This window comes from Mesobacillus stamsii, from assembly GCF_030814065.1.
In the GTDB taxonomy this organism is placed as follows: Bacteria; Bacillota; Bacilli; order Bacillales; family Cytobacillaceae; genus Mesobacillus; species Mesobacillus stamsii.
Genome location: NZ_JAUSUN010000008.1, coordinates 78859 through 100747, shown reverse-complemented (window position 1 = coordinate 100747; position 21889 = coordinate 78859). Strand labels below are relative to the sequence as shown.

The window sequence follows — 21889 nt, the reverse complement described above, 5'->3', positions numbered from 1 at the left end:
AAGAATGATTCATGCTGTAATGATAAACAAAAAGGCTGTTTCTTCTTACGGAAACAGCCTTTTCGTTTTATAGCAAATCTTGTGGGAAAAGGCATGATACGCCGCAGAAGCAGTTGAGATCGACTGTGATGCACACTTCAGTGCGAACCAATGCAGTAGCGGTAGCTAGCCCTGATAAAGGGGTACCGCCTAATGGTGTTCCATCCTCAAGGATTTCCAGTACAGCGCAGCATGTTTCAGGATCCACTTCGACTACCCTGAAAATATAGCCGGATACGGGTGCGAATGGTGTTCCAACAACCCCAGTCCTTGCTACCCCTAGCCCTTCAAATGGAGCACATGTACCTTTACAATACAGGATGACTGGAATCGTGTCAGCAGTCCCGTTCACCACTCCGTTTAATAACTCCTGGATCGCTGTTGCACAGCTATCCGTGCAGCCTGAGCTTGGACTTACCTTTTCTTGGGCTTCAACAATCGCTAACAATGTATCACACACGCAGTTGCTTGTGTAGTATTCAGAACCACAACTCATGGTTTCTCCTCCTTATATTAATTAATATTTTCTTTAACAGAGTATGTTTTTACGGGTAAGGTGGAATAAGTAAAACGCCCAATTTGGATGAATTCATCAAATTAGCCAAGCTTGAAAGGAAAAAGTAGAGACAGCGTAATCCCGCGTTCTTAGAGTCCGACCATATCAACATTCATCCATTCCTTTTTAAGTAAAAAAAACTGTTCTTTTTTCATAACACATCAGAACGATTGTCAGAAACTGGGACACACGTATATTTTTTGTCCACTCTGGACAATTAACCACTCCAACATATTCCTTTTACATATATAAGTATAGATAGCAAAAAAGTTAAATTTGAAAGGAGAATGAATCATGCATATTGATAATTTCCCTCCGGTAGCTTTTCCTAGTGGAGTTTCCTCAACGGGTTTATGGACGGTCCTCCTCTATTACTATCAGAATGGAGCGATCATCCCAGAAGTGTATGTAAGAAATACCCAGCAGACAACGACTCTTGATTTAGTTGCTGTCAGGATCGTGACATTAGGAACAGATTTTGTCATCTTTGAACAAGTTACCTCACCTGGCGTTGGTCTTATCCTCGTCATGATCGAGGATATCATTGCAATAGACCTTCCTTCTTAAGAAACAAGCAGGGCCTTCTAACAGAGGCCCCGTTTTAATGAAATGAAAAATTTCTTATTGAGGGGGCGCGCATATGATCGAAACCCTGGAGACAAATGGGAAACTAAACATCTTGTTCTTGACGAAAAACTTTGAAAATCGGATGGAGAAAAGCAGCAAATATTTAGCGGATGAATTAAGCGAGTATGCTTTTCTTGTCCAATATGGCGAGGATGGAAACATCCATGAAATCCTTGCAAAACTTGGTTTTACCCCTGATTTTATTTTGTTAAATGATTTTAAATACGATTATTGCCCGTTTGTCTGGGGATTCGCCGATTTAGGTATTCCAGTCGGGGCGATCGTGCATGATATAAAATACAAACTAAAACACAGAAAAAATTTTTATGAAAAAGAAAATATTCGCTACTTATTCACACATTATCGTAATGCTTCGTACAACTATCTTCCTGAATTCCGAGAAAGGTTCATTTGGACTCCCCACCATGTGCCAACGGATATTTTTTATGATTATCAATTAGAAAAAGAGATCGATTTTTTAATGATCGGTGCAATCTTCCCGAAGCTTTATCCAGAAAGAGTAAAAATGCTCGAAATCATGCAAAGAGAAAAAGGTTTTGTGTACTTTGGCCATCCAGGATATAAGGATTTATCTGGGAAAGAGGCTGTACTGATTGGTGAAGCTTACGCCAAGCAATTGAATAAGGCTAAAATTTTCCTTACTTGCGATTCGGTTGAGCACTTTCCATTGATGAAATACTTTGAAGCTCTGGCTTCTAATACGCTGCTTCTTGCTAGCGCTTCTGATGAGTTAACCGAGCTTGGCTTCGTTGACGGTGAGACTTTTGTTTCGGTGACTTCAGACAACGTCAGAGAAAAGGCACTATATTTTTTGGAGAATGAACAGGAGCGGAGAGCAATTGCACAGGCTGGATTTGAAATGGTGAACAGCAGGCACACCACAGAAAAACGGGCAAAAGAGCTGTTGAAAAAAATCGAAGAGATTGTAACAAAATAATGGTCAAAATACTCCTGGAAAAAGGGAGTCTTTTATTTATAGATAAGATGAAAACGGGAAAAGAGGTCACCAATGAGCCGTATTGGTGCTAAAAAGACCTTTTCACATAAATACACCTGGCATATGATCTCCGTTCTGAATAAGTTCCGTCTCAAGCAGGAGAAGGAAACGGCGAGTAGAAAGGTGCTTGCGCTTTTTTTGTTAGGAAATGCGCACATTTATTCGTCAATGGGCATGTACTCCATGCATCATTTCTTACCGTGCATAAATTATAGTGAATTGCGCTATTTACTATACGCCATGAGAGGTGAAAGCGATGAAGATTTTAACAATTCTGGGAACACGGCCAGAAATCATTAGGCTAAGCCTGATTATCGATAAACTAGACCAATTTGCAGACAAACATTTAATAGTCCATACCGGTCAGAATTTCACTGCCTCGCTAAGCGATATTTTTTTTCGAGAGCTGCAGGTCAGGGAGCCTGACTATCATCTTTCGCTAAAAAAGACCTCACTTGGAGGTCAGCTTGGGTCGATGTTTTCAGAATTGGAAAAAATAATTGAGATAGAAAAGCCTGACAAAGTCTTGCTGCTGGGTGATACGAACAGTGCCTTAAGCGCCATTCTCGCTGAACGGATGAATATCCCGGTTTATCATATGGAAGCTGGCAACCGATGCTTTGACCTTCGTGTCCCCGAGGAAAAGAACCGGAAGATTATCGACGCGGTGTCAAGCTACAATCTTCCATACACCGAAAAGAGCAGAGAGAACCTCATCAAAGAGGGGATTCCCGTTAATCGGATCTTTGTTACTGGCAATCCTATATTAGAAGTTTTGAAGTTTTATGAGCCCTCCATTGAAAATAGCAAAATTCTTGAAACCCTTGAGTTAAAAGAAAAAGACTATTTTTTAGCAACCATTCACCGAGCGGAAAACGTCGATGATGACAAAATTTTGACAGGAATTATGGAAGGCTTGAACACGGTGGCTGGAACGTTTAAAAAAAGGATTATTTGCAGCCTTCATCCCCGCACTGCTTCTAAAATGCAGTCAGCATTCACAATCGGCTTAAGTGAATTAATAGAATTTCATGAGCCATTTGGATTATTTGACTTTATTAAACTTCAGAAAAATGCCTTCTGTGTGCTTACAGATAGCGGAACGGTTCAGGAGGAGAGTTGTCTCTTGCACGTACCGGCAGTTACTGTAAGGAACTCAACTGAAAGGCCAGAAACGGTAGAATGCGGCAGCAATATCGTAAGCGGAGTGAAGGCTGAGCAAATTCTGCAAGCGGTAAAAGTGATGGTCAGCCAAAATGCTGATTGGCCATTTCCAGCTGGATATGAAGACCTGCATGTTTCTTCAAAGGTAGTTAAATTCATATTGGGAGGGAAAGGAATTGTTTGAAAATAAAACCATTCTTGTAACCGGAGGTACTGGCTCCTGGGGACATGAACTTGTAAGGCAACTGCTGGAAAAGACTCCAAGAGAAATCAGGATCTTTTCCAGAAATGAATCAAGTCAAGTGGCGATGAAGAGACAATTTTCGGATCCGCGGCTGACGTTTATCATTGGCGATATCAAAGAGAAAGACGTCTTAATGAGAGCAACAGAAGGAACCGACTATATTTATCATCTTGCCGCTCTTAAGCATGTGCCAGTATGTGAAGATCAACCTTTGGAGGCATTGAAGACGAATGTGCTCGGAACGCAGAATGTCATTGATGTAGCAATAAAAAACAAAGTCGATAAAGTGATCTATATTTCAACGGACAAGGCGGCCAATCCATCTAATTTTTATGGCCTGACAAAGGCAATGGGAGAGCGTTTGATCATTCACGCCAATCTGTTGAAAACTACCACGAGATTTGTATGTGTTCGCGGTGGAAATGTACTGGGAACAAATGGAAGTGTCATCCATGTATTCAAAGACCAAATTTCCAAGAACAACCAGATAAGTATTACCGACATGGAAATGACTAGATTTTTCCTGACGATTGAGGATGCCATCAAACTTCTTTTCAAGGCATCCGCCGAGAGCATTGGCGGAGAAATTTTCGTCATGAAGATGCCTACATGTAAAATAACAGACCTTGCGAAGGTATTAATCGCCGCATCAGGCAAGAAAAATGTCGGGATGGCACAACTTGGAATCCGGCCAGGGGAGAAGCTGCACGAAATTTTATTCTCGGAATATGAAAGTCAAAATACCATTGCCTATGATGAAAATTACTATGTCATCCTTCCAACCATTGAAATTCCTAACCTGAAAACCCATTATCAACATTATCCTAAAGTAAAGCTGGCAAATTATAATTCAAGTGAAAAGCTGATGTCTTTAGAAGAAATCAGGACAATGCTTGTTAAAGGAAGATTTCTGCCATGAAAATTTTGATATTGGGCGGAAAAGGAATGGCTGGCCATATGGTTACTGACTATTTGAGCAGAATCGATCGCTACGAGGTCTCTTTTACCAGCAGGACAGGGGAGGGGATTCCACTCGACGCAGCTAATTTTGATGAGGTTAAGGGGCTGATATCTGATAAGCAGCCAGATGTCATCATCAACTGTATTGGTCTATTGAATGATCAAGCAGCCGCAAACCTTGTTGAAGCCATAAAGGTGAACAGCCTTCTTCCGCATGTACTGGCGGAGACCGCTAGTCTGTACGAAGGCAAGGTGATCCATATCAGTACTGACTGTGTTTTCTCAGGCGAAAAGGGATCGTATGCGGAAACCGATTTACTCGATGGAACTTCCATTTATGCAAAAACAAAAGCGCTTGGTGAAATAACACATGCGCCACACTTAACCATTCGTACTTCGATCATTGGCCCGGAACTCAAAGAATCAGGCATCGGGCTGTTCCACTGGTTTCAGCAACAAACAGGCATGGTAAACGGCTTCACAAATGTATGGTGGAATGGAGTCACGACATTGGAGCTGGCAAAAGGGATCGACCACGTTATACAGAAGAATATTACTGGACTACTTCACTTAACAGCTCCACAACCAATTTCAAAGCATGATTTGTTGATGCTTTTACAGCAATCCTTTCAAAAAAATGATGTAAAAATTATCGAAGATGGACGTCTCTCGATCGATCGGACTTTGGTTAGTACAAGAAAGGATTTTGATTACCAAGTGCCAGATTATCCGGAAATGATTTCCGCTCTGGCTAATTGGATGAAGCAGAATGGATAGAAACAGAAAAGTACTCATTACCGGGGCAAACGGATTCATAGGCAGGCATGCTTGCCAATTTTTTGCGGATTGTGGCTACGATGTGACAGGGATGGTAAGGAGCCTTCCTTCCAAGCGTTCAGACGTAAAGCTGATATACGGGGATCTAGGCTGCCAGCAAAGAATAGGGGAAGTAATAAAAGAAATCAAGCCCGAACTTATTCTCCATTTGGCAGGCTTAAATAATGTCGGGGAATCATGGGTGGTTCCAGATGAATGTATTTCCATGAATGTCATGGGGACAGTCCACTTATTGGAGGCTGTCAGAAACAGTTGTCCGAAAGCCAATATGATTGTCGTTGGCTCCATGCTCCAGGAACAGCCGGAAGAAATACCAGCCAACCCATATTCCTTATCGAAAACAATCCAATTTCAGGTGAGTAAGGCGTGGGAGCATTTATTTGAAATGAATATTCTGTTTGTCAAGCCGACCAACTTGATTGGACCAGGACCTGCAAATGGAATTTGTTCGATCCTTGCACAGAAAATTGTCCAGATGGAGAGTGGAAAACAAAGCGGGACCATCTCCCTTGATTCCTTGGATGCCTCAAGGGATTTTCTGGATGTGAGGGATGCGGTAAAGGCATTCGCCATTCTGGCAGAGCTCGGACAAAAAGGCCATGTGTATGAGCTGGGAACAGGTGTTAAGAGACCCTTGAGGGAAGTGATTGAAGAACTCAGGCAGTTATCTGTCATAGAATTTGAAGTAAACGAGCAAAAGCCGCAAAAACGAACAATAAAACAAGTAAGTGGATATTCAACATTACAAGATCTTAACAATTTGGGATGGGAACCGTCGATCAGTTTGCAAACATCCTTACGGGATATTTTAGAATATCACCGCCGAAGAATAGGGGAGAATATGGATGAATAAAAAAGTATCCATTATTATTCCATTTTATAATTGTGCGTATGTGGAAGAGGCAGTTGAGAGTGCACTGAACCAGACATATCCCCATATCGAGGTCATCGTTGTCGATGACGGATCGACTCAGCATGTGGAAAAGCTGGAAAAATACATTGACACTGGCCGGATCAAGTATTGTAAAAAAGAAAATGGCGGAACCGCGAGTGCGCTCAATCAAGGAATTAGAGCTGCTGACGGAGATTATTTTTGCTGGCTAAGTTCAGATGATATTTTTCTTCCGGATAAAGTGTTGCGGCAGGTAGAATTTATGGAGCAAACAGGGAGCATGGCTTCCTTCATGTCCTTCTATTTTATAAATGAAAATAGCCAGGTCGTCAGCGAAGCGATGGAGTATCCATTCACAAACAAGCTCCTCTTTTATAAAATGTTACGCGTCAACTGCCCGATTAATGGCTGTACTGTCATGCTGGATAGCAGAGTTTTTGACGAAATTGGTTATTTTGACGAGTCCTTGCCATATACACATGACTATGATTTCTGGCTCAGGCTGATACAAGTTTATGACTTCTTGTATATCCCGCTTGCCTTGTTATATTACAGGGTTCATGGGGAAATGGGAACAAAAAAGCATGCAACTACCATTAAACTAGAGATTGAGAAGGTGAAAAATAAACATAGTGCAGCGATGAAGAGCCTGATTAAACAGGAAATTGCTGCTATCGTGAATAAAAATTCAAATTAGCTAAAGGTCCGCTACCAATTTGCGGATCTTTTTTTGATCAAAATGTTCCTAAATAGGCAAGCAAAGTTTAGCGATGGGAATAAATGGACTCCTTGGTGAAGATAGAAAAATAAATAATTTACTGTGAACAAGTGAAAAATAGAATCAACTTAGTGTCAAAATTTCAGAATGGGATGGGTAACGAGATGAATCAGAGAAGATGGCAGTACTTTTTTATCGTGCTAATTGTTACTTTGACAGCAGCAGGTTGTTCATTCGGCAAGACTTCCCCAGACAGCAGGAAATCGATGATCCAATCGGTCAATCCAGAACCCGATACCGTGGCTCCTTATGAACAAAAGAATAAAGAGCTGGCAGAAAAAGTAGAAAAAGATATACAGACTCTTGACGCCATTTACGATGTTGCGGTAATTAAAGGAAAGGAAGAAACGTTGGTTGCCTATAAGGTAAAGCATTTAAAGCGATTTGGCATGAAGAAAATTGAAAAGGATATCAACAAGCTACTGGAAGACCATTATCCAAATGAAGATTTCGTTGTGTCGAGTGATTATAAAATTTTTATAGAGACGATCGAATTGCTGGAGAGGATGAAGGATCCATCCTTTTCAGAAAAAAAGGCGGAACAGCAATTGCAACGTGTAATCTCTTTAAAAAAAGAAATGACATAAGAAGGAGTGAACGAAATGGGGAAGAAGAAAAATTTAACGCCAGTACAACAGCAGTATCAACAGCTTGAACAAAAACATGAGATCAAACGGCCGGTATGGAAGAATTGCCTGAACGCTTTTTGGGTTGGCGGACTGATCTGCGCAGTTGGACAAGCGATCACTTATTTTTATATTTACTTCTTTGATTTTACCGAACAAACAGCAGGGAATCCGACTGTTGCAACGATGATTTTCATTTCGATGCTTTTGACTGGGTTCGGAGTGTATGACCATATCGGCCAATTTGGCGGAGCTGGCAGTGCAGTTCCAGTAACAGGGTTCGGAAACTCAGTCATTGCAGCAGCGATTGAACATCGGACGGAGGGCTTTGTCCTTGGTGTTGGGGGAAATATGTTTAAGCTTGCCGGAAGCGTCATATTATTCGGAGTCTTTGCAGCCTTTATCGTTGCGCTGATCAAAACTTTATGGACAATGATGGGGGTGCTGTAAATGTTGACTGGAAAGCAGACGTGGCAATTCAGCAATAGTCCGGTCATTGAATCCTGGGGTACATCTGGAGGACCCTTTGAGGCAGAAGGAAAACTTGCAGCAGATTTTGATGTCCTTCATGATGATCTTTGGATGGGGCAGGATTCCTATGAAAAAGCGCACCGAGTCTTGCTGGAAGAGGCAATCCATTCAGCCTTACAAAAAGGAGAATTCCAAAAAGAAGAAATCCAATTCATGCTAGCTGGGGATCTGATTAATCAAATTACCCCTACCAGCTTTGCTGCAAGGACAATGGCAATCCCTTATTTTGGATTATTTGGCGCATGCTCCACCTCAATGGAGGGTCTCGCACTTGCATCCTTTATCATTAATTATCAGGGTGCAAAAAAGGTGGTAACGGGAGCATCCAGCCACAACGCTGCAACGGAAAAACAGTTCCGATACCCGACAGAATATGGCGGTCAAAAGCCCCCCACTGCACAATGGACCGTTACAGGTGCTGGGGCGGTAGTTTTGACAGATAACCAGGATAAACAAGGGAAAATTGTCACAACATCGGCTACGATTGGGAAGGTAGTTGATTTAGGGATTTCTGATCCGTTTAATATGGGAGGAGCTATGGCCCCTGCTGCCGCTGATACGATCATTTCTCATTTACAGGATTTACATCGGCACCCGTCTTATTATGACTTAATTGTTACGGGAGATCTTGGAAGGATCGGCCAGGCTACTACATATGAACTTCTTCAGCAGGCTGGACTAGAAATTACAAGAGAACAATTTCAGGATTGCGGACTGTTAATCTATAACGAAGATCAGCCTGTCCAATCAGGAGGCAGTGGTGCAGGATGCTCGGCGTCGGTTGTATATGGCCACCTATTGAATCATATGAAAAAGGGTGTTTATAGAAAGATACTGGTAGTTGCAACCGGAGCATTGCTTTCGCCGCTTTCATTCCAACAGAAAGAAACCATCCCTTGCATCGCACATGCAGTTGCGATTGAAAGGAATTAGAAAGGAGGAATCATCATGCTGCCAATGTTTTTCTGGGCTTTTGTCATTGGAGGTTTGATTAGTGTATTCGGTCAGTTGATGTTTGATGTTGTAAAACTAACTCCGGCTCATACGATGAGCTTGCTAGTGGTGATTGGAGCAATCCTCGATGGCTTTGGACTGTACGAGCCTTTAATTGACTTTGCAGGAGCCGGCGCAACCATTCCAATCACCAGCTTCGGAAATTCCCTGGTTCACGGTGCATTACAGGAAGCCGAGCAGCATGGACTCGTAGGCGTCCTAACGGGAATGTTCGAAATTACAAGTTCCGGTATGTCGGCTGCTGTCATTTTTGGTTTTATCGGTGCACTAATTTTTAAACCTAAAGGCTAAACTAAATAGGTAAAACTCTACATTCCTCAAAAAATGATAGGAACTCGCCCATACAATTCGGAAGCACCTCTCATATATTGTTAATGAGCAATCAAAAGTGAGGTGATAAGAATGGGCTACGGTTATGGTGGCTTTTGTGGCGGCGGTTGTGGCGGCGGCTACGGCGGTGGCGGCGGCTATTACGGCTCCACATTTGTATTGATCGTCGTGTTATTCATTTTGTTGATTATTGTAGGAGCCAGCTTCTACAACTAATTGAAAACAATGGCAAAGGCTGTTCCGTGTCGGAACAGCTTTTGCTGTTTTAGGCGCCACGCGCTGTTTATAATATGCCTTCTTGACAACTTTGCGCCATTTCCTCTCAAACCTGTCAAAAAAACATGGGTATCTTGACAACTTCGCGCCATTTCCCCTCAAACCTGTCATAAAACATGGTTATCATGACAACTTTGCGCCATTTCCTCTCAAACCTGTCAAAAAAACATGGGTATCTTGACAACTTTGCGCCTTTTCCTCTCAAAGCCTGTTAGACCCCGCCAGCCAAAGTGGCGTTATTATGTAGGCAACGTTTTTCGGATTTGAACAAGGAGTCTTTCCGACGGAGTGAAATTCACGTATTTTTTTCAAAATAAATCTTTTAATACAATAAATTGGATGACAGACTTCAAAGAGTTTGCGCCTTTTCATCACTGCCTTTCACCATTTTTGTATCTCTTCATACAATAGAGTAGGGAAAGAAGGAGGCGTGATTTTATATGGATAATCATTTCTTTAAGAATATAGAAAAAAAGACGGGCGTAAATATGAAAGATGTGTTTGAGCTGGCAAATTCATTACAAAATGCAAACTTTAAAGATGAGCAAACGGTAAGAGGGGTAATTCGCCGTGTTTCACAATTGGCCAACAAGCCGGTGAACAAAGAAATGGAAGACAAGATTGTTGAATCGATTGTAAAGGATGGAAAGCAGCTTGATTTCGGCCAGATTTCCAAAATGATCAACAAGAAGTAGCTAAAATCAGGAACAACAAATCAGGACTCGAAGTTGGTCCTGATTTTGGTATTTATGTTTATCTTGGTTAACAAAAAATTCCGAAAATTTTCGTGGTGCGTCCTTTCCTATGATTCTCCGCAAATACTAGTTATGTTGAATTGTATAAGGTAAAATCATCTTATATATGAAAAAGCACTTTACCTAAATAGACGGGCTGACTAATGAATTCCGCTATGCCAAGAGCAGAAAACATTCTGGAATAATTGAAAAAGAAGGCCCAAACATCTTTGAAGTGTTAAAGAATGGAGTAGGATCATCATCATTGAAAATCAATTTGATAAATTGCTGAATATCAAAACAACTGGTGAACAAAAAGGATTCATGACTTCCATACATTACCATCGATATGAGCCCACTCCATATAGTGCGCTTGAGACATTTTTCAATGAATACAATATGAGCAGTCATGATCAAATTGTCGACTTTGGATGTGGAAAAGGGAGATTGAATTTTTATCTACACCACCATTTCAAGGCAAGTGTAGTCGGAGTTGAAATGAATGAAACATTCTACCTGGAAGCTCTAAAAAATAAACAAAGTTACTTAAACAACTATCGAAACAGAGGAGATAGGATCACTTTTTATTGCCTGCTGGCAGAGGAATACGATATTTCACCTAATGAAAACAAGTTCTATTTTTTTAACCCTTTTACGGTTCAAATCTTCATGACTGTAATAAAGAACATCATGATTTCTTTTGAAAAACATCCAAGGGAGATTGACTTGATTCTATATTATCCATCTGAAGATTATCTATTTTTTTTGGAGAATCAGACAACGTTTGAACTGGTAAAGGAAGTGAATCTGCTGGAAAATAACCCGAATGAAAGGTTTTTAGTTTATAGATTGAAAAATTAAATGCCCCGGTATATTACCGGGGCAAAAATGAACTATTTTATACTCTGAGGATGGTTATCATCGGCCAGCTGTGCTGCTTTTGCGTTCAGTTCCACTTGTTCAGGTGTCTTGCAGCCTGGGATGACGGCAGTTACTGCAGGATGTTTCAAGACCCAGGATAGTGCCCAAGTGGCCATTGGAACACCATCAGGCACTTCGTTTTGTTGAATCTCTTCTACCTGTTTGAGTAGCAGGGAAGTTTCTTCCGTGTCATGTTTTGAGCGAACATCATCCGCGCTGAAAGTCACACCTGGTTTATACTTACCGCTTAAGTAACCACTTGCCAGCGGAACTCGGGCAAGTACCCCTAGGTTTTGGTATCGGCTGGTAGGGAGGATTTTTTCTTCTGGCTTCCGGTCAAGCCGGTTGTAGACGACCTGGATGGCACCAGCGTTAACGTCAGAAGCGTGATCTGTTTGATAACTTTCTTCATTCGATCGCAGAGAGATCCCGAGGCTGCGGATTTTCCCTTTTTCCATTTGCTTATCGAGCATTGTCCATAATTCGTCGTTGTTGAATTCTTCATCCGTACATGAGTGGGCCTGATATAAATCTATGTACTCTGTACGTAGCGCTTTTAGTGAGGCATCGAGCTGTTTCAATACTTCATTTGCACTCCAGTGACGTGTTCTTTCAAAATTACCATGGAAATGATGCCCGAATTTTGTTGCCACAATCCAGTCTTCGCGTTTATTCCGGCTCAGGTAATCTCCAATTAGGCTTTCAGACAAATGGTCCCCATAGCATTCGGCTGTATCAAGGAAGTTGATGCCTTTTTCGTTTGCTTTATCTAGAATGGCATCAACCTCATTTTGTTTAAAATCCTTTCCCCATTCACCGCCGTATTGCCAGGTTCCGATTCCTATTACGGATATATTAAGGTTTGTATTACCTAATCGTCTGTACTTCATTCCATCACCCCTTAAATAATTTATACCAATCTTATCATTTCAACCTCTTGAACAAAACTATTTCGAACTACAATCCCTAAAAGGACATTTGGCATTTGTCAAGGTACTGTTATTTGAAAAAGTTTACTACGGTCATAAACAGGGAAAAGAAAGAGTAGTATATAGTGAGTATTCGTAAATTGGGGGGATATCAAACAATGGGATACATTCTTCCGGTCATAAATTATCAATATAGCCAATATGCTGAACGAGAAATAGGTTTGGATTATGACCCGTATATGATTCAGGGCATGAATCGGATTCAAAAAGAAGCTCCATTGCTGAAAGGACAAGACCAACAAGAGCAAACAGCTGCCCTTTTTCAGAAGGAGCAACAGCCCGTGTTGGATATTAAGCCAGGAGCTTTCGATATACGTATCAAAGGCAAGGAACCAATAAGTAAGAAAAAGGTACATCCATTCGTTGTCAATAAGGCTTATGCTGAAATTACAGGTAAGGGAAGATACTACAGCGAGACAATTTGACCTAGCTGCCGTGCTGTTTTCTTTATTGTAGCTGCTAGTTGGTCATATACTTTTAGAGCAAACAAACCCCCGTTCAATTTAGAATGGGGGTTTTGAGTCTTATATCGATTTTTTCATTGTTTTATGCGGGATACCGGCATCCATAAATTCCTCTGAAACTGTTTCATACCCAAGCCTGCTGTAAAAGGGAAGGGCGTGTGTTTGTGCATTTAATTTCAAGGTTGACAGGCTCTGAGACTTCGCATATTCCTCGATTTTATTCATGAGGGCGATACCTGCTCCAGATTTGCGATTTTCTTTTCGAACACAAATTCGCTCGACCTTTCCGATTCCATCAAGGATACGGAATCTTCCTGCACCCGCTGCTTTTTGGTGATCGTCATATAAGACGAAATGAACAGAGTCGGATTCGTATTGATCAATTTCTTCTTCTTCCGGAACATTCTGCTCATGAATGAAAACGGTCCTGCGCACTTCAAATGCATCTGCTAATTCTTGTTCATTCGTAACTATTTTTACTTCCACGATTTTTTATTCCTTTCTAAGCCTGAATGTTTCATAAACTGTCCACGAACCATTGTCCAATTGATACAGCAAATGGAGGCGATCAGCAGTATCTTCGAATTGGACTTTTGTCATCCTCAAAGAACCATACACGTCCGAATGCTCATCATCTGACATATTCTGTCCGATGGTGATATGCGGCACAAAATTATACTCCTGGTCTCCTTCGAATGCTGAATTTAGCTCAGAATGGAGGGAGACTAAATCTTCAGGTGATTCCACCTTCAGGTATATTACATTATTTACCGGTTTAAAAGAACCAATCTTTGTAATATTTAGAGAGACTGGATTAAAATTCCTGGCAATCGCATCGATTTTTTGGACGACATTTTTAATTTCTTCTTCAGTTGCTTCAAATGGCGATTTTAATGTAAGATGCGGCGGGATTAATGCATAATGTGGATCATACCGTCTTCTTAATGAATTTGCATAATCTTGGATTTTCTTTGATGGAAAAATGACAATACCGAATTTCATCTAAAAACCCCCGTTTCATGATAGTGTTAAGCAACCCGAAAATATGATTGTCCTTCATTATAACAAATTTTCGAAATATATTATATAGAGAAGCATTCATCAAGAAAACATGTTTTCATGGCTCGTTTGAGGTTGGGTTGCCAATAGGTCCAAGTATGGTCGCCGCTGAATTCTTCGTAAAAATAGCCAAAGCCTTTCTCCTTAAATATCCTGGAAAGCTCTCTGTTGGGAGTTAGGAAATCTTTATCCGGGGAGGATGTTCGAACCACTGTCTCCCGTTCGCCGACCGTGTGGTATATATTTAGCAACTCAGGTGTATGGAAGTTTTTAACTGCCAAAAGTACTTCCTCATTCACATAAGGAGATTGAAGCAGAACCTTACCAAAAGTATGTGGATACTGGATAGCCGCTAGCAAGGAAGCGGTTGCAGCAAGTGAGTCTCCGACTAAGGCGCGCCCCATGCCCATTTGGTAAGTTGGATATCGTTCATCCAAATATGGGATAAGCTCATGAGCCAGAAAACGAATATAGGCGTGGTGCTTTTCCCCTTGTGGATGGTATTTTTGTCGCCTGTCTTCTACTGAATGATAGGGGACTCCAATGATAAGGACTTTTTCGATTTCATTTTTGCCCAGGAGTTCATCGGCAATCCTGCCAATTCGGCCTAGTTGGAAGTAATCTCGGCCGTCCTGTGCGATCAGTAAGGAATATTTATATAATGGGGAATAATTGGCAGGCAGATATGCAAGCAAACTCAGTTCTTCCCCAAGCTCTTTGCTTTGAAAAGGTATTTCTTCCATTTTACCAATAGGAAACTCCATTTACTTACCTCCCGGTTCATCAAATTGCACTAATTGTCAGTTCGATTTTAACATAGGTAGTAGAAAAAAGCTTTTCAGGCCATAAAAGGTAGAGTTAATTTCAAATATTTTTTCTTTGACAAAAGCATGAATAATTATGTTAAGATTATATTGAATATTCTATATAATAAGGGGGAAATAATGTGGTAAAAAAGAAATTTCTTTTGTACATGGTGCTAACGTTTGTTCTTTCCATGACGCTTGCAGCATGTGGGGGCGGTTCTACCCAAACGAGCGGCGGCGAGGGACAAACACAAGAAAAACCTAAATTTATGAGCATCCTAACGGGCGGGACAGGTGGTACATACTTCCCATTGGGCGGCGCGTTTGCCAACATTGTCTCTGATGCAACTGGAATTGATACAAATGCTGAAACAACTGGAGCTTCTGCAGAAAACATGCAGAGTATTAAAGACGATAAAGGAGAAATCGCATTCACCCAAACGGACATTGCATCCTATGCTACAGAAGGGAAATTAATGTTTGAAGGAAATGCGATAGACAATATCAAAGCAATTGGCACCCTTTATCCTGAAACGATCCAGATTGTAACGACAGAAAAAACAGGAATTAAGACCGTTGAAGACCTAAAAGGTAAGAAAATCTCCATCGGTGCTCCCGGATCTGGTACAGCAGCAAATGCTGAGCAAATCCTTGAGGTGTATGGTATGTCTCTTGACGACATTCAAAAGCAAGATTTAAGCTTCGATGAATCAGTTAATGGCATCAAAGATGGAAATATTGATGCAGCGTTCGTAACTGCGGGTCATCCTACTGCGGCGGTAGAAGAATTGTCTGCTACAGACAAAGTTGTGATTGTACCAGTGGATGCTGACAAAGCAGATAAACTCATCGAGAAATATCCATATTACACTAAAGAAGAAATTGGTAGCGGAACGTATAAAATTAGTGCAGCGGTTCCGACTGTTGCAGTTCAGGCAATGCTTGTTGTAAAAGCAGGACTTTCTGATGAAGTTGTCTATGACATCACGAAAGCGATCTTTGAAAATTTGGATAAGGTTCAACATGCAAAAGCAAAACAAATTAACCCAGAAAACGCTCTGAATGGTGTAGGAATCGATGTTCATCCAGGAGCTCAGAAATATTTTGACGAAAAGGGAATCAAGGCTGCTAATTAATAAATAGACTTTGACCGGACAATAACTTTCAAGGTTCCTCTGTCCGGTCCCTTTTTTTGATTGATGTTCGTACAGTTTCGTAAATGGATAGCAGACGGGCGAGGCGGAAGAAAATGAAATTACTTAGGAAGAGATTTCTCTTCATTCTAGTGTTCCTCTTTCTCTTATTGGCGTTCAGTTTCTTTTACATACCATATAAAACAGCTCTTGTTTTTATTCAACCGGAGCGAGAGGAAATCCTGTGTTTTATCCCAATCTCAGAGGGCGATCGTTTCAAGATAAAATATACGCATTCCATCCACCTTTCAGATGTGATAGAAAGCTATCAAATTACGGAGCAAAGGGAAATTCGCCAATATGAATTAGAATACGAAGACTTTGCAATCGGAATGCCATCCCAACCAGCAGAAGGGGAAAGCTTTGAAATGAAGGATGGCAAATATTATATAAAAAATATGAACAGAAGGTTTGATAATTTCATCCTGCGTGTCGGAAAAGTTCGCGCGAATCATACTTTTGTTCAAGATAATTTATCTTTTCCGTTGTCAAAAGCAATTGAACCTGGGACAAGCGTCAAAATACAAGTGGAAAAAATAAACTTACTACAGCAATTAAGAGGAGTGAATATCCTTGAGCACAACGAACCATGATACATTAACGCTAGAACAGCAGCAAGAACTGATGGAGAAATACGATCCAGAAGCTGCTTCAAGGAAATTAAAAGGGATAATCGGGACAATTGTATTTATCTTGTTGTTAACCTTCTCGCTATTTCAGCTGTACACTTCTATATTCGGTGTATTAACAGCACAGCTTCAGCGATCGATCCATTTGGGATTTGCGCTTGCACTAATCTTTCTGTTGTTTCCTGCCCGTAAAAAAAACCTTTCGAAAAATAAAGTTACCTGGTTTGACATCCTATTAGCTTTGCTTGCAGTGGTGGTCGGTGCATATTGGCCTGTAATGATAGACGAGCTGGTAAATCGGGTTGGGAGACTTACACCAGTTGATTTTTCTATTGGGCTTGCTGCAATCGTGCTCGTTCTTGAAGCTACCAGAAGAACAGTGGGGCTGCCAATCATGGTAATCGCCGCTCTTTTCATGGCATACGCAGTATATGGACCTTATATGCCTGGATTCCTGGCACATCGTGGATTGGATTTTGACAGCTTGATTCAAACGATGTTCTTTACAACCGAGGGGATTCTTGGGACCCCGTTAGGTGTTTCGTCCACATTCATCTTTTTATTCTTATTGTTTGGATCCTTTCTAGAAAAAACAGGTGTCGGCCAATATTTTAATGATCTTGCCGTGTTTATTGCCGGAAAGAGAATTGGCGGACCAGCGAAGGTTGCGATTTTTTCTAGTGCTTTACAAGGAACAATTAGCGGAAGTTCGGTTGCAAACGTTGTTCAGTCTGGAGCTTTCACTATTCCAATGATGAAAAAATTGGGGTACGGAAAGGAATTCTCTGGTGCTGTAGAAGCTTCTGCTTCAACAGGTGGTCAGCTAATGCCTCCAATAATGGGCGCAGCTGCGTTCTTAATGGTTGAATTTATTGGCGGCGGGATCACTTATTGGGACATTGCAAAAGCGGCAACTATCCCTGCTGTTCTCTATTTTACCGGAATTTGGATCATGACCCATTTTGAAGCAAAAAGAGTAGGGCTTAGAGGCTTAACGGATGATGAAATTCCTGGACGGAGAGAAATTTTCTCCAAGCTTTATTTGCTCTTTCCGATTGTGGCTATCATGGTTTTGATGTTAACTGGCATGAGCGTTATGAGATCAGCTATTTGGAGTATTTTGATTACCGTAGTGGTAAGTGCGATTAGAAAAGAAACACGGATAGGATTCAAAGGAATAATAGCGGCTCTTGTAGATGGAGCGCGTTCGGCACTTGGTGTTGTAGCTGCAACGGCTTCAGCAGGTATTATTGTAGGTGTTGTAACGAAAACAGGTCTTGGGTTGAAGCTTGCAAATGGTCTATTGGATCTTGCTGGAGGAGCATTGATCCCAACATTGTTCTTTACTATGATTGCCTCCCTAATTCTGGGGATGGGTTCACCAACAACTGCAAATTATGTTATCACTTCTACCATTGCAGCACCGGCAATCATCTTGCTTGGAGTACCGGATTTATCAGCACATTTATTTGTTTTCTATTTTGGAATTATCGCGGATATTACGCCCCCTGTAGCACTCGCAGCATTTGCAGCAGCTGGTGTATCGGGCGGAGAACCTCTAAAAACAGGGGTAATGTCATCAAAACTGGCAATTGCTGCCTTTATCATTCCTTACATTTTTGTTTTGTCACCTCAAATGCTGATGATAGATACAACGTGGTATGAGTTGATTTGGGTAGTTTTTACTGCGTTATCAGGAATGATATTAATTGGAGCAGGCATTATCGGGCATTGGTTAAGGAGTCTATTCTGGTATGAAAGAGTTATCGCAATGATTGGCGGATTGCTGCTAATTTATCCAGAGAAAATTTCCGATATTATTGGTCTAGGTTCATTTATATTAATCATTGCCTTGCAATTACTGAGCAAGAGAAAAAATACCCCTAAGGCAAGTATAGCAAGTTAATTTTGAGAAGAAGTCCGCTTTATATGGGGCTTCTTTCTTCTCATTCTTCCGTTCTTGCATAATCGAAAAGATATTTTCAAGAACCATTCACACTATAATATTGTTGACACGATGCTGAATTCAGTTTATAGTAATAAATGTCCTCATCAAGCAGGACAAAATTATAACGATTCCTTAGCTCAGCTGGGAGAGCGCTACCTTGACAGGGTAGAGGTCGCTGGTTCGAACCCAGTAGGAATCATATTGGAATTGACGCCTGAATCCTTTGATTAACAAGGGATTCAGGCTTTTCTTCTTTACCCGGTTAATTTTGGCCATTTATGGTTTCTAAGGACGTGGTAAATGGAAAGGCCGTCACTGTAATTTTCATTTCCATAATCGACTGGTATCAACGAAAAAGCTGCCAACCAGACTGAAAAATAGGAATATTGGACAAAAAATGTTTGAGGTTCTATGATATTTTTGGAAATCAGAATGTTTAGGACCACTACGGAGCCAAGATTAAAAATTACTCCTCCGGCATGGACTAGAAAGTGGGTAAGCCTATTATTCCATTTTAACTGGCCGTATTCGCAAAAGGCATCCAAAAAATACATGCTATTCAAGATAAAGGGTCCTTTTTTAAAAACTGTTCTCCCTCGTCCAAGTGAAAAACTGAATTTGCCGCCGAACAGCCATGCAAAGAAGGAATGTCCTAATTCATGGACGAGTGAAACAATCGGATAAATGAAAAATAGGGCAAGGAGAAAACTTAAAAAATCTGAAAAACCGAACATGAAGTCAGAACCTCCTTCATAGGATTAAAAAATAGTCTGTTGAATTTTTCCCCAGGTGAATGATTATAAACGAACTCAGGAACTTAAAAATCAAGATATAACTTCCTCATTATGGAAAAAAGAGAAAAGTTATTGCCTATACCCTTTCTATGGAGAAAGAATAGAATAGTACTGAACAAAAATACTGGAGGTGAAATGATGTCAAAGGAAAAACCGGGCAAGGAAATTCATGTGGATCATCTGACAATCTACGCTAAGGAAGTAGAAATTATTCACGACGGGGAAAGAGAGCAGCAAGGAGAAAGAAGGCACCCCTTCGCTTTTTTTGGTCCGCGAAGAAGTCAGGCACTTGATACCGATGAAGAGCATGAAAGAAAAGAAGAAAGCAACTCTGATGTGGGAGAAGAAGGAGAAGAACGAAAAGGTTTTAGGTGGTTGTAAGGATCGTTATTGACTTCACCGGAGTTTGATCGCGTCCATTTTTATTGTCTACCCCTGTGAAAACTTCATAACATCTTTAGAGTAATGCCAGGCCATGCATTTAGTGGTTCTGGCTTTTTTTATATAGTGTGTTTTTTCCGCATATCTTGTCGTACAATGAAGAATCGAGCGCATCGATGAGTATAGGACGGGAATAGGGAGGCTCGCCAAGCAGAGTGAAGGAGAAGAAGTATTAGCCCCTATTTTCGTTAATTATCAGACAATTAGGATTTTGTATGAATATTACACGATTGTTACAATTATATTTATAAATATATTCTTGTCCATGAAACTCCTGTGTAAGAGGTCAAAAGAACTGTTTTGCAGAAAAAGTTTCGTTCGGAAGAAAAGAGGGTAGATGATTGCAAGGTTGAATGTTGCGGTTTTCATATAATTTTATGATGCCGATTAACAGATAAAAAGTTTATAGATTATGAGGGGGAGTTTTAAACAGTGAAGAAAATAGTTTCGTTAATTATTTCTATGGTGGCAATTTCAGGTCTACTGGCTGCTTGTGGCAGCGAGGAAACGACATCCGGTGCAGGCGGAATGAAGCTGGCTGAGAACGGAAAGTTCACTTTTGCGTCCTCGGGTGAATTCAAGCCATTCAGCGTAACGAATGGAGAGGGACAGATGACTGGTTTTGACATCGATGTCGCCGAAGCAGTCGCTAAGGAGCTCGGTCTAGAACCGAACCAACAAAAATTCAAGTTTGCAAGCATTGTGGAAGGTGTGAAAACAGGACGCTTTGATGCTGCTGTGGCAAGTCATACCATCAATGAAGAACGGTCGCAGCATGTTGATTTTTCTACTCCATACTACTATTCGGGACCGCAGATTTTTGTCAGACCTGACAGTAAGGTTGAGAAGCTTTCAGATTTAGAAGGATTGGAAATAGCTGTTGCAAAAGGGTCCACTTATGCAACATCAGCTGAAGAAGTGACAGATAATATTGTGCTTTATGACAGTGACGTAACTGCTTTAGAAGCGTTAGCCAACAACAGGCACGACGCTGTTATAACGGACTTTATTACAGGTAAGGAAGCAATTGGCGCCGGCCTTGAGATTGAAGGCAAAGAGCTTCTTGGCCGAAGCGAACAGGCAATTGCAATAGCCAAAGACAACGATGAACTGCTGAAAAAAGTCAACGAAGCCTTGGATACTTTGAGAGAAAATGGAACGTTGAAAAAAATCAGTGAAAACTATTTTGGTGAAGACATCACGGTCAAACCGGAATAATAGGTTGTTAACTTTGGCGAATGTGCGGTTATCCCGCACATTCGTTTCTGCTTAAATATCCTGTTTGATAACATGAATGAATGAATATGAGCCAATAGGGAGTTGAATGTATTTTGCCAAGCCTAACGCATGTTATAGATGTTTTTTTTGCCACGTATGATGTCTTTCTCAAAGGCATGATGCTCACGTTGCAAGTTACAGCAATTTCGATTTTAATCGCAATTTTTATTGGGCTATTTTTCGCCTTTTTAAAAATTTCAGGAGTCAAAGTATTGCAATGGATTGCGGATGCCTATATTTATCTGGTTAGAGGAACTCCATTAATTGTCCAGATTTTTATCTTCTATTTTGGAATGACGAGTTTTAATATATCGGCCTTCTGGTCAGTAGCACTTGGTCTTGCTTTCCATAACGGGGCGTATATTGCGGAAATCTTCCGAGGAACTATCCAATCCATTGACAAAGGCCAGATGGAAGCAGGTCGGTCTCTAGGAATGAGCAGATCCCTTAGCATGAGACGAATTATCCTGCCACAAGCTTTTCGCCGTGCCCTGCCTCCGCTTGGGAATCAATTCATCATCGGCCTCAAGGATTCATCACTAGCAGCCTTCATTGGAATGTATGAATTATTCAATGTCGCAACAACAATGGGATCAAACGATTTTGACAATATGACCTATTTGCTCATAGTTGCCGTTTACTATCTATTCCTTGTTTATTTGATATCTATTGTAGTTAGATTGCTTGAGAAAAAACTATCCGTAAGTGACTAAGGAGGAAATAAATTTGGACGGACGGGAT

General features: G+C 40.9%; 27 protein-coding genes and 1 tRNA gene. 22 read left to right on the top strand and 6 right to left on the bottom strand.

Annotated elements, in window-relative coordinates:
- Nucleotides 1–67: 67 nt before the first annotated feature.
- A complete protein-coding gene (locus tag J2S25_RS08800) occupies nucleotides 68–535 on the bottom strand; it encodes a CotY/CotZ family spore coat protein (protein WP_307191712.1) in 468 nt (155 codons plus the stop codon).
- Nucleotides 536–889: 354 nt separating this feature from the next.
- On the opposite strand from J2S25_RS08800, the gene J2S25_RS08795 reads away from it, so the two are divergent.
- From J2S25_RS08795 to J2S25_RS08730, 14 genes are all read left to right on the top strand, one after another.
- On the top strand, nucleotides 890–1162 hold the full coding sequence (locus tag J2S25_RS08795) for a hypothetical protein (RefSeq protein ID WP_044396519.1): 273 nt from the start codon (nucleotides 890–892) through the stop codon (nucleotides 1160–1162).
- 73 nt (nucleotides 1163–1235) lie between these two features.
- Complete coding sequence (locus tag J2S25_RS08790) at nucleotides 1236–2180, top strand: glycosyltransferase family protein (RefSeq protein WP_307191711.1); 945 nt, start codon at nucleotides 1236–1238, stop codon at nucleotides 2178–2180.
- A 316-nt stretch (nucleotides 2181–2496) separates the two neighbouring features.
- A complete protein-coding gene (wecB, locus tag J2S25_RS08785) occupies nucleotides 2497–3588 on the top strand; it encodes a non-hydrolyzing UDP-N-acetylglucosamine 2-epimerase (protein ID WP_307191710.1) in 1092 nt (363 codons plus the stop codon).
- A complete protein-coding gene (locus tag J2S25_RS08780) occupies nucleotides 3581–4567 on the top strand; it encodes a polysaccharide biosynthesis protein (protein WP_044390959.1) in 987 nt (328 codons plus the stop codon). The genes wecB and J2S25_RS08780 overlap by 8 nt, the downstream gene beginning before the upstream one ends.
- Entirely contained in the window at nucleotides 4564–5385 is an 822-nt protein-coding gene (locus J2S25_RS08775) for a dTDP-4-dehydrorhamnose reductase family protein (protein WP_307191709.1), read from the top strand. The genes J2S25_RS08780 and J2S25_RS08775 overlap by 4 nt, the downstream gene beginning before the upstream one ends.
- Complete coding sequence (locus J2S25_RS08770; protein ID WP_307191708.1) at nucleotides 5378–6298, top strand: NAD-dependent epimerase/dehydratase family protein; 921 nt, start codon at nucleotides 5378–5380, stop codon at nucleotides 6296–6298. Before J2S25_RS08775 ends, J2S25_RS08770 begins: the two co-directional genes overlap by 8 nt.
- Entirely contained in the window at nucleotides 6291–7034 is a 744-nt protein-coding gene (locus tag J2S25_RS08765; RefSeq protein ID WP_307191707.1) for a glycosyltransferase, read from the top strand. The genes J2S25_RS08770 and J2S25_RS08765 overlap by 8 nt, the downstream gene beginning before the upstream one ends.
- A 185-nt stretch (nucleotides 7035–7219) precedes the next feature.
- A complete protein-coding gene (locus J2S25_RS08760) occupies nucleotides 7220–7702 on the top strand; it encodes a YhcN/YlaJ family sporulation lipoprotein (RefSeq protein WP_307191706.1) in 483 nt (160 codons plus the stop codon).
- Between the two features lie 15 nt (nucleotides 7703–7717).
- Nucleotides 7718–8191 (top strand): stage V sporulation protein AC, encoded by a 474-nt coding sequence (gene spoVAC / locus J2S25_RS08755; protein ID WP_044390964.1) that lies wholly within the window; start codon nucleotides 7718–7720, stop codon nucleotides 8189–8191.
- Nucleotides 8192–9205, top strand: coding sequence for a stage V sporulation protein AD (gene spoVAD, locus J2S25_RS08750; RefSeq protein WP_044390965.1), 1014 nt, complete (start codon nucleotides 8192–8194; stop codon nucleotides 9203–9205).
- A 15-nt stretch (nucleotides 9206–9220) separates the two neighbouring features.
- A complete protein-coding gene (gene spoVAE, locus J2S25_RS08745; RefSeq protein WP_044390966.1) occupies nucleotides 9221–9577 on the top strand; it encodes a stage V sporulation protein AE in 357 nt (118 codons plus the stop codon).
- A 105-nt stretch (nucleotides 9578–9682) separates the two neighbouring features.
- Complete coding sequence (locus J2S25_RS08740) at nucleotides 9683–9832, top strand: YjcZ family sporulation protein (protein WP_307191743.1); 150 nt, start codon at nucleotides 9683–9685, stop codon at nucleotides 9830–9832.
- Between the two features lie 500 nt (nucleotides 9833–10332).
- Nucleotides 10333–10587, top strand: coding sequence for a sporulation-specific transcription regulator SpoVIF (spoVIF, locus tag J2S25_RS08735; RefSeq protein ID WP_044390968.1), 255 nt, complete (start codon nucleotides 10333–10335; stop codon nucleotides 10585–10587).
- A 300-nt stretch (nucleotides 10588–10887) separates the two neighbouring features.
- A complete protein-coding gene (locus tag J2S25_RS08730; RefSeq protein WP_307191742.1) occupies nucleotides 10888–11487 on the top strand; it encodes a class I SAM-dependent methyltransferase in 600 nt (199 codons plus the stop codon).
- Between the two features lie 32 nt (nucleotides 11488–11519).
- Here the strand turns inward: J2S25_RS08730 and J2S25_RS08725 are convergent, their stop codons facing one another.
- Entirely contained in the window at nucleotides 11520–12437 is a 918-nt protein-coding gene (locus tag J2S25_RS08725; protein WP_307191705.1) for an aldo/keto reductase, read from the bottom strand.
- 197 nt (nucleotides 12438–12634) lie between these two features.
- Between J2S25_RS08725 and J2S25_RS08720 the strand changes: the two genes are divergently transcribed.
- On the top strand, nucleotides 12635–12961 hold the full coding sequence (locus J2S25_RS08720; RefSeq protein ID WP_307191704.1) for a hypothetical protein: 327 nt from the start codon (nucleotides 12635–12637) through the stop codon (nucleotides 12959–12961).
- Between the two features lie 99 nt (nucleotides 12962–13060).
- On the opposite strand, the gene J2S25_RS08715 is transcribed toward J2S25_RS08720, so the two are convergent.
- From J2S25_RS08715 to J2S25_RS08705, 3 genes are all read right to left on the bottom strand, one after another.
- Nucleotides 13061–13486, bottom strand: a complete 426-nt coding sequence (locus tag J2S25_RS08715) for a GNAT family N-acetyltransferase (RefSeq protein ID WP_044393589.1) — start codon at nucleotides 13484–13486, stop codon at nucleotides 13061–13063.
- 6 nt (nucleotides 13487–13492) lie between these two features.
- A complete protein-coding gene (locus tag J2S25_RS08710; RefSeq protein ID WP_044393590.1) occupies nucleotides 13493–14002 on the bottom strand; it encodes a YjcG family protein in 510 nt (169 codons plus the stop codon).
- Nucleotides 14003–14082: 80 nt separating this feature from the next.
- A complete protein-coding gene (locus tag J2S25_RS08705) occupies nucleotides 14083–14823 on the bottom strand; it encodes an alpha/beta hydrolase (protein WP_307191703.1) in 741 nt (246 codons plus the stop codon).
- A 182-nt stretch (nucleotides 14824–15005) separates the two neighbouring features.
- Between J2S25_RS08705 and J2S25_RS08700 the strand changes: the two genes are divergently transcribed.
- The 4 genes from J2S25_RS08700 (at nucleotide 15006) to J2S25_RS08685 (ending at nucleotide 18834) form a co-directional block, all read left to right on the top strand.
- Nucleotides 15006–16001, top strand: coding sequence for a TAXI family TRAP transporter solute-binding subunit (locus J2S25_RS08700; RefSeq protein ID WP_084221794.1), 996 nt, complete (start codon nucleotides 15006–15008; stop codon nucleotides 15999–16001).
- Between the two features lie 113 nt (nucleotides 16002–16114).
- Nucleotides 16115–16651: a DUF1850 domain-containing protein gene (locus J2S25_RS08695; RefSeq protein ID WP_044393594.1), complete on the top strand. Its 537-nt coding sequence runs from the start codon at nucleotides 16115–16117 to the stop codon at nucleotides 16649–16651.
- Between the two features lie 31 nt (nucleotides 16652–16682).
- Complete coding sequence (locus J2S25_RS08690) at nucleotides 16683–18593, top strand: TRAP transporter permease (protein WP_307191741.1); 1911 nt, start codon at nucleotides 16683–16685, stop codon at nucleotides 18591–18593.
- Nucleotides 18594–18761: 168 nt separating this feature from the next.
- Nucleotides 18762–18834, top strand: a tRNA-Val gene (locus J2S25_RS08685).
- A gap of 55 nt (nucleotides 18835–18889) precedes the next feature.
- Here the strand turns inward: J2S25_RS08685 and J2S25_RS08680 are convergent.
- Nucleotides 18890–19369, bottom strand: coding sequence for a zinc metalloprotease (locus J2S25_RS08680; protein ID WP_044394247.1), 480 nt, complete (start codon nucleotides 19367–19369; stop codon nucleotides 18890–18892).
- 195 nt (nucleotides 19370–19564) lie between these two features.
- Between J2S25_RS08680 and J2S25_RS08675 the strand changes: the two genes are divergently transcribed.
- From J2S25_RS08675 to J2S25_RS08665, 3 genes are all read left to right on the top strand, one after another.
- The gene (locus J2S25_RS08675) at nucleotides 19565–19810 is read left to right on the top strand and encodes a hypothetical protein (RefSeq protein WP_307191702.1); all 246 of its coding nucleotides are present in this window, start codon (nucleotides 19565–19567) and stop codon (nucleotides 19808–19810) included.
- Nucleotides 19811–20302: 492 nt separating this feature from the next.
- Nucleotides 20303–21088 carry a transporter substrate-binding domain-containing protein gene (locus J2S25_RS08670; protein WP_307191701.1) on the top strand — a complete coding sequence of 262 codons (786 nt, stop codon included), beginning with the start codon at nucleotides 20303–20305 and terminating at the stop codon, nucleotides 21086–21088.
- Between the two features lie 113 nt (nucleotides 21089–21201).
- Nucleotides 21202–21861 carry an amino acid ABC transporter permease gene (locus J2S25_RS08665; RefSeq protein WP_044394242.1) on the top strand — a complete coding sequence of 220 codons (660 nt, stop codon included), beginning with the start codon at nucleotides 21202–21204 and terminating at the stop codon, nucleotides 21859–21861.
- Nucleotides 21862–21889: the final 28 nt, after the last annotated feature.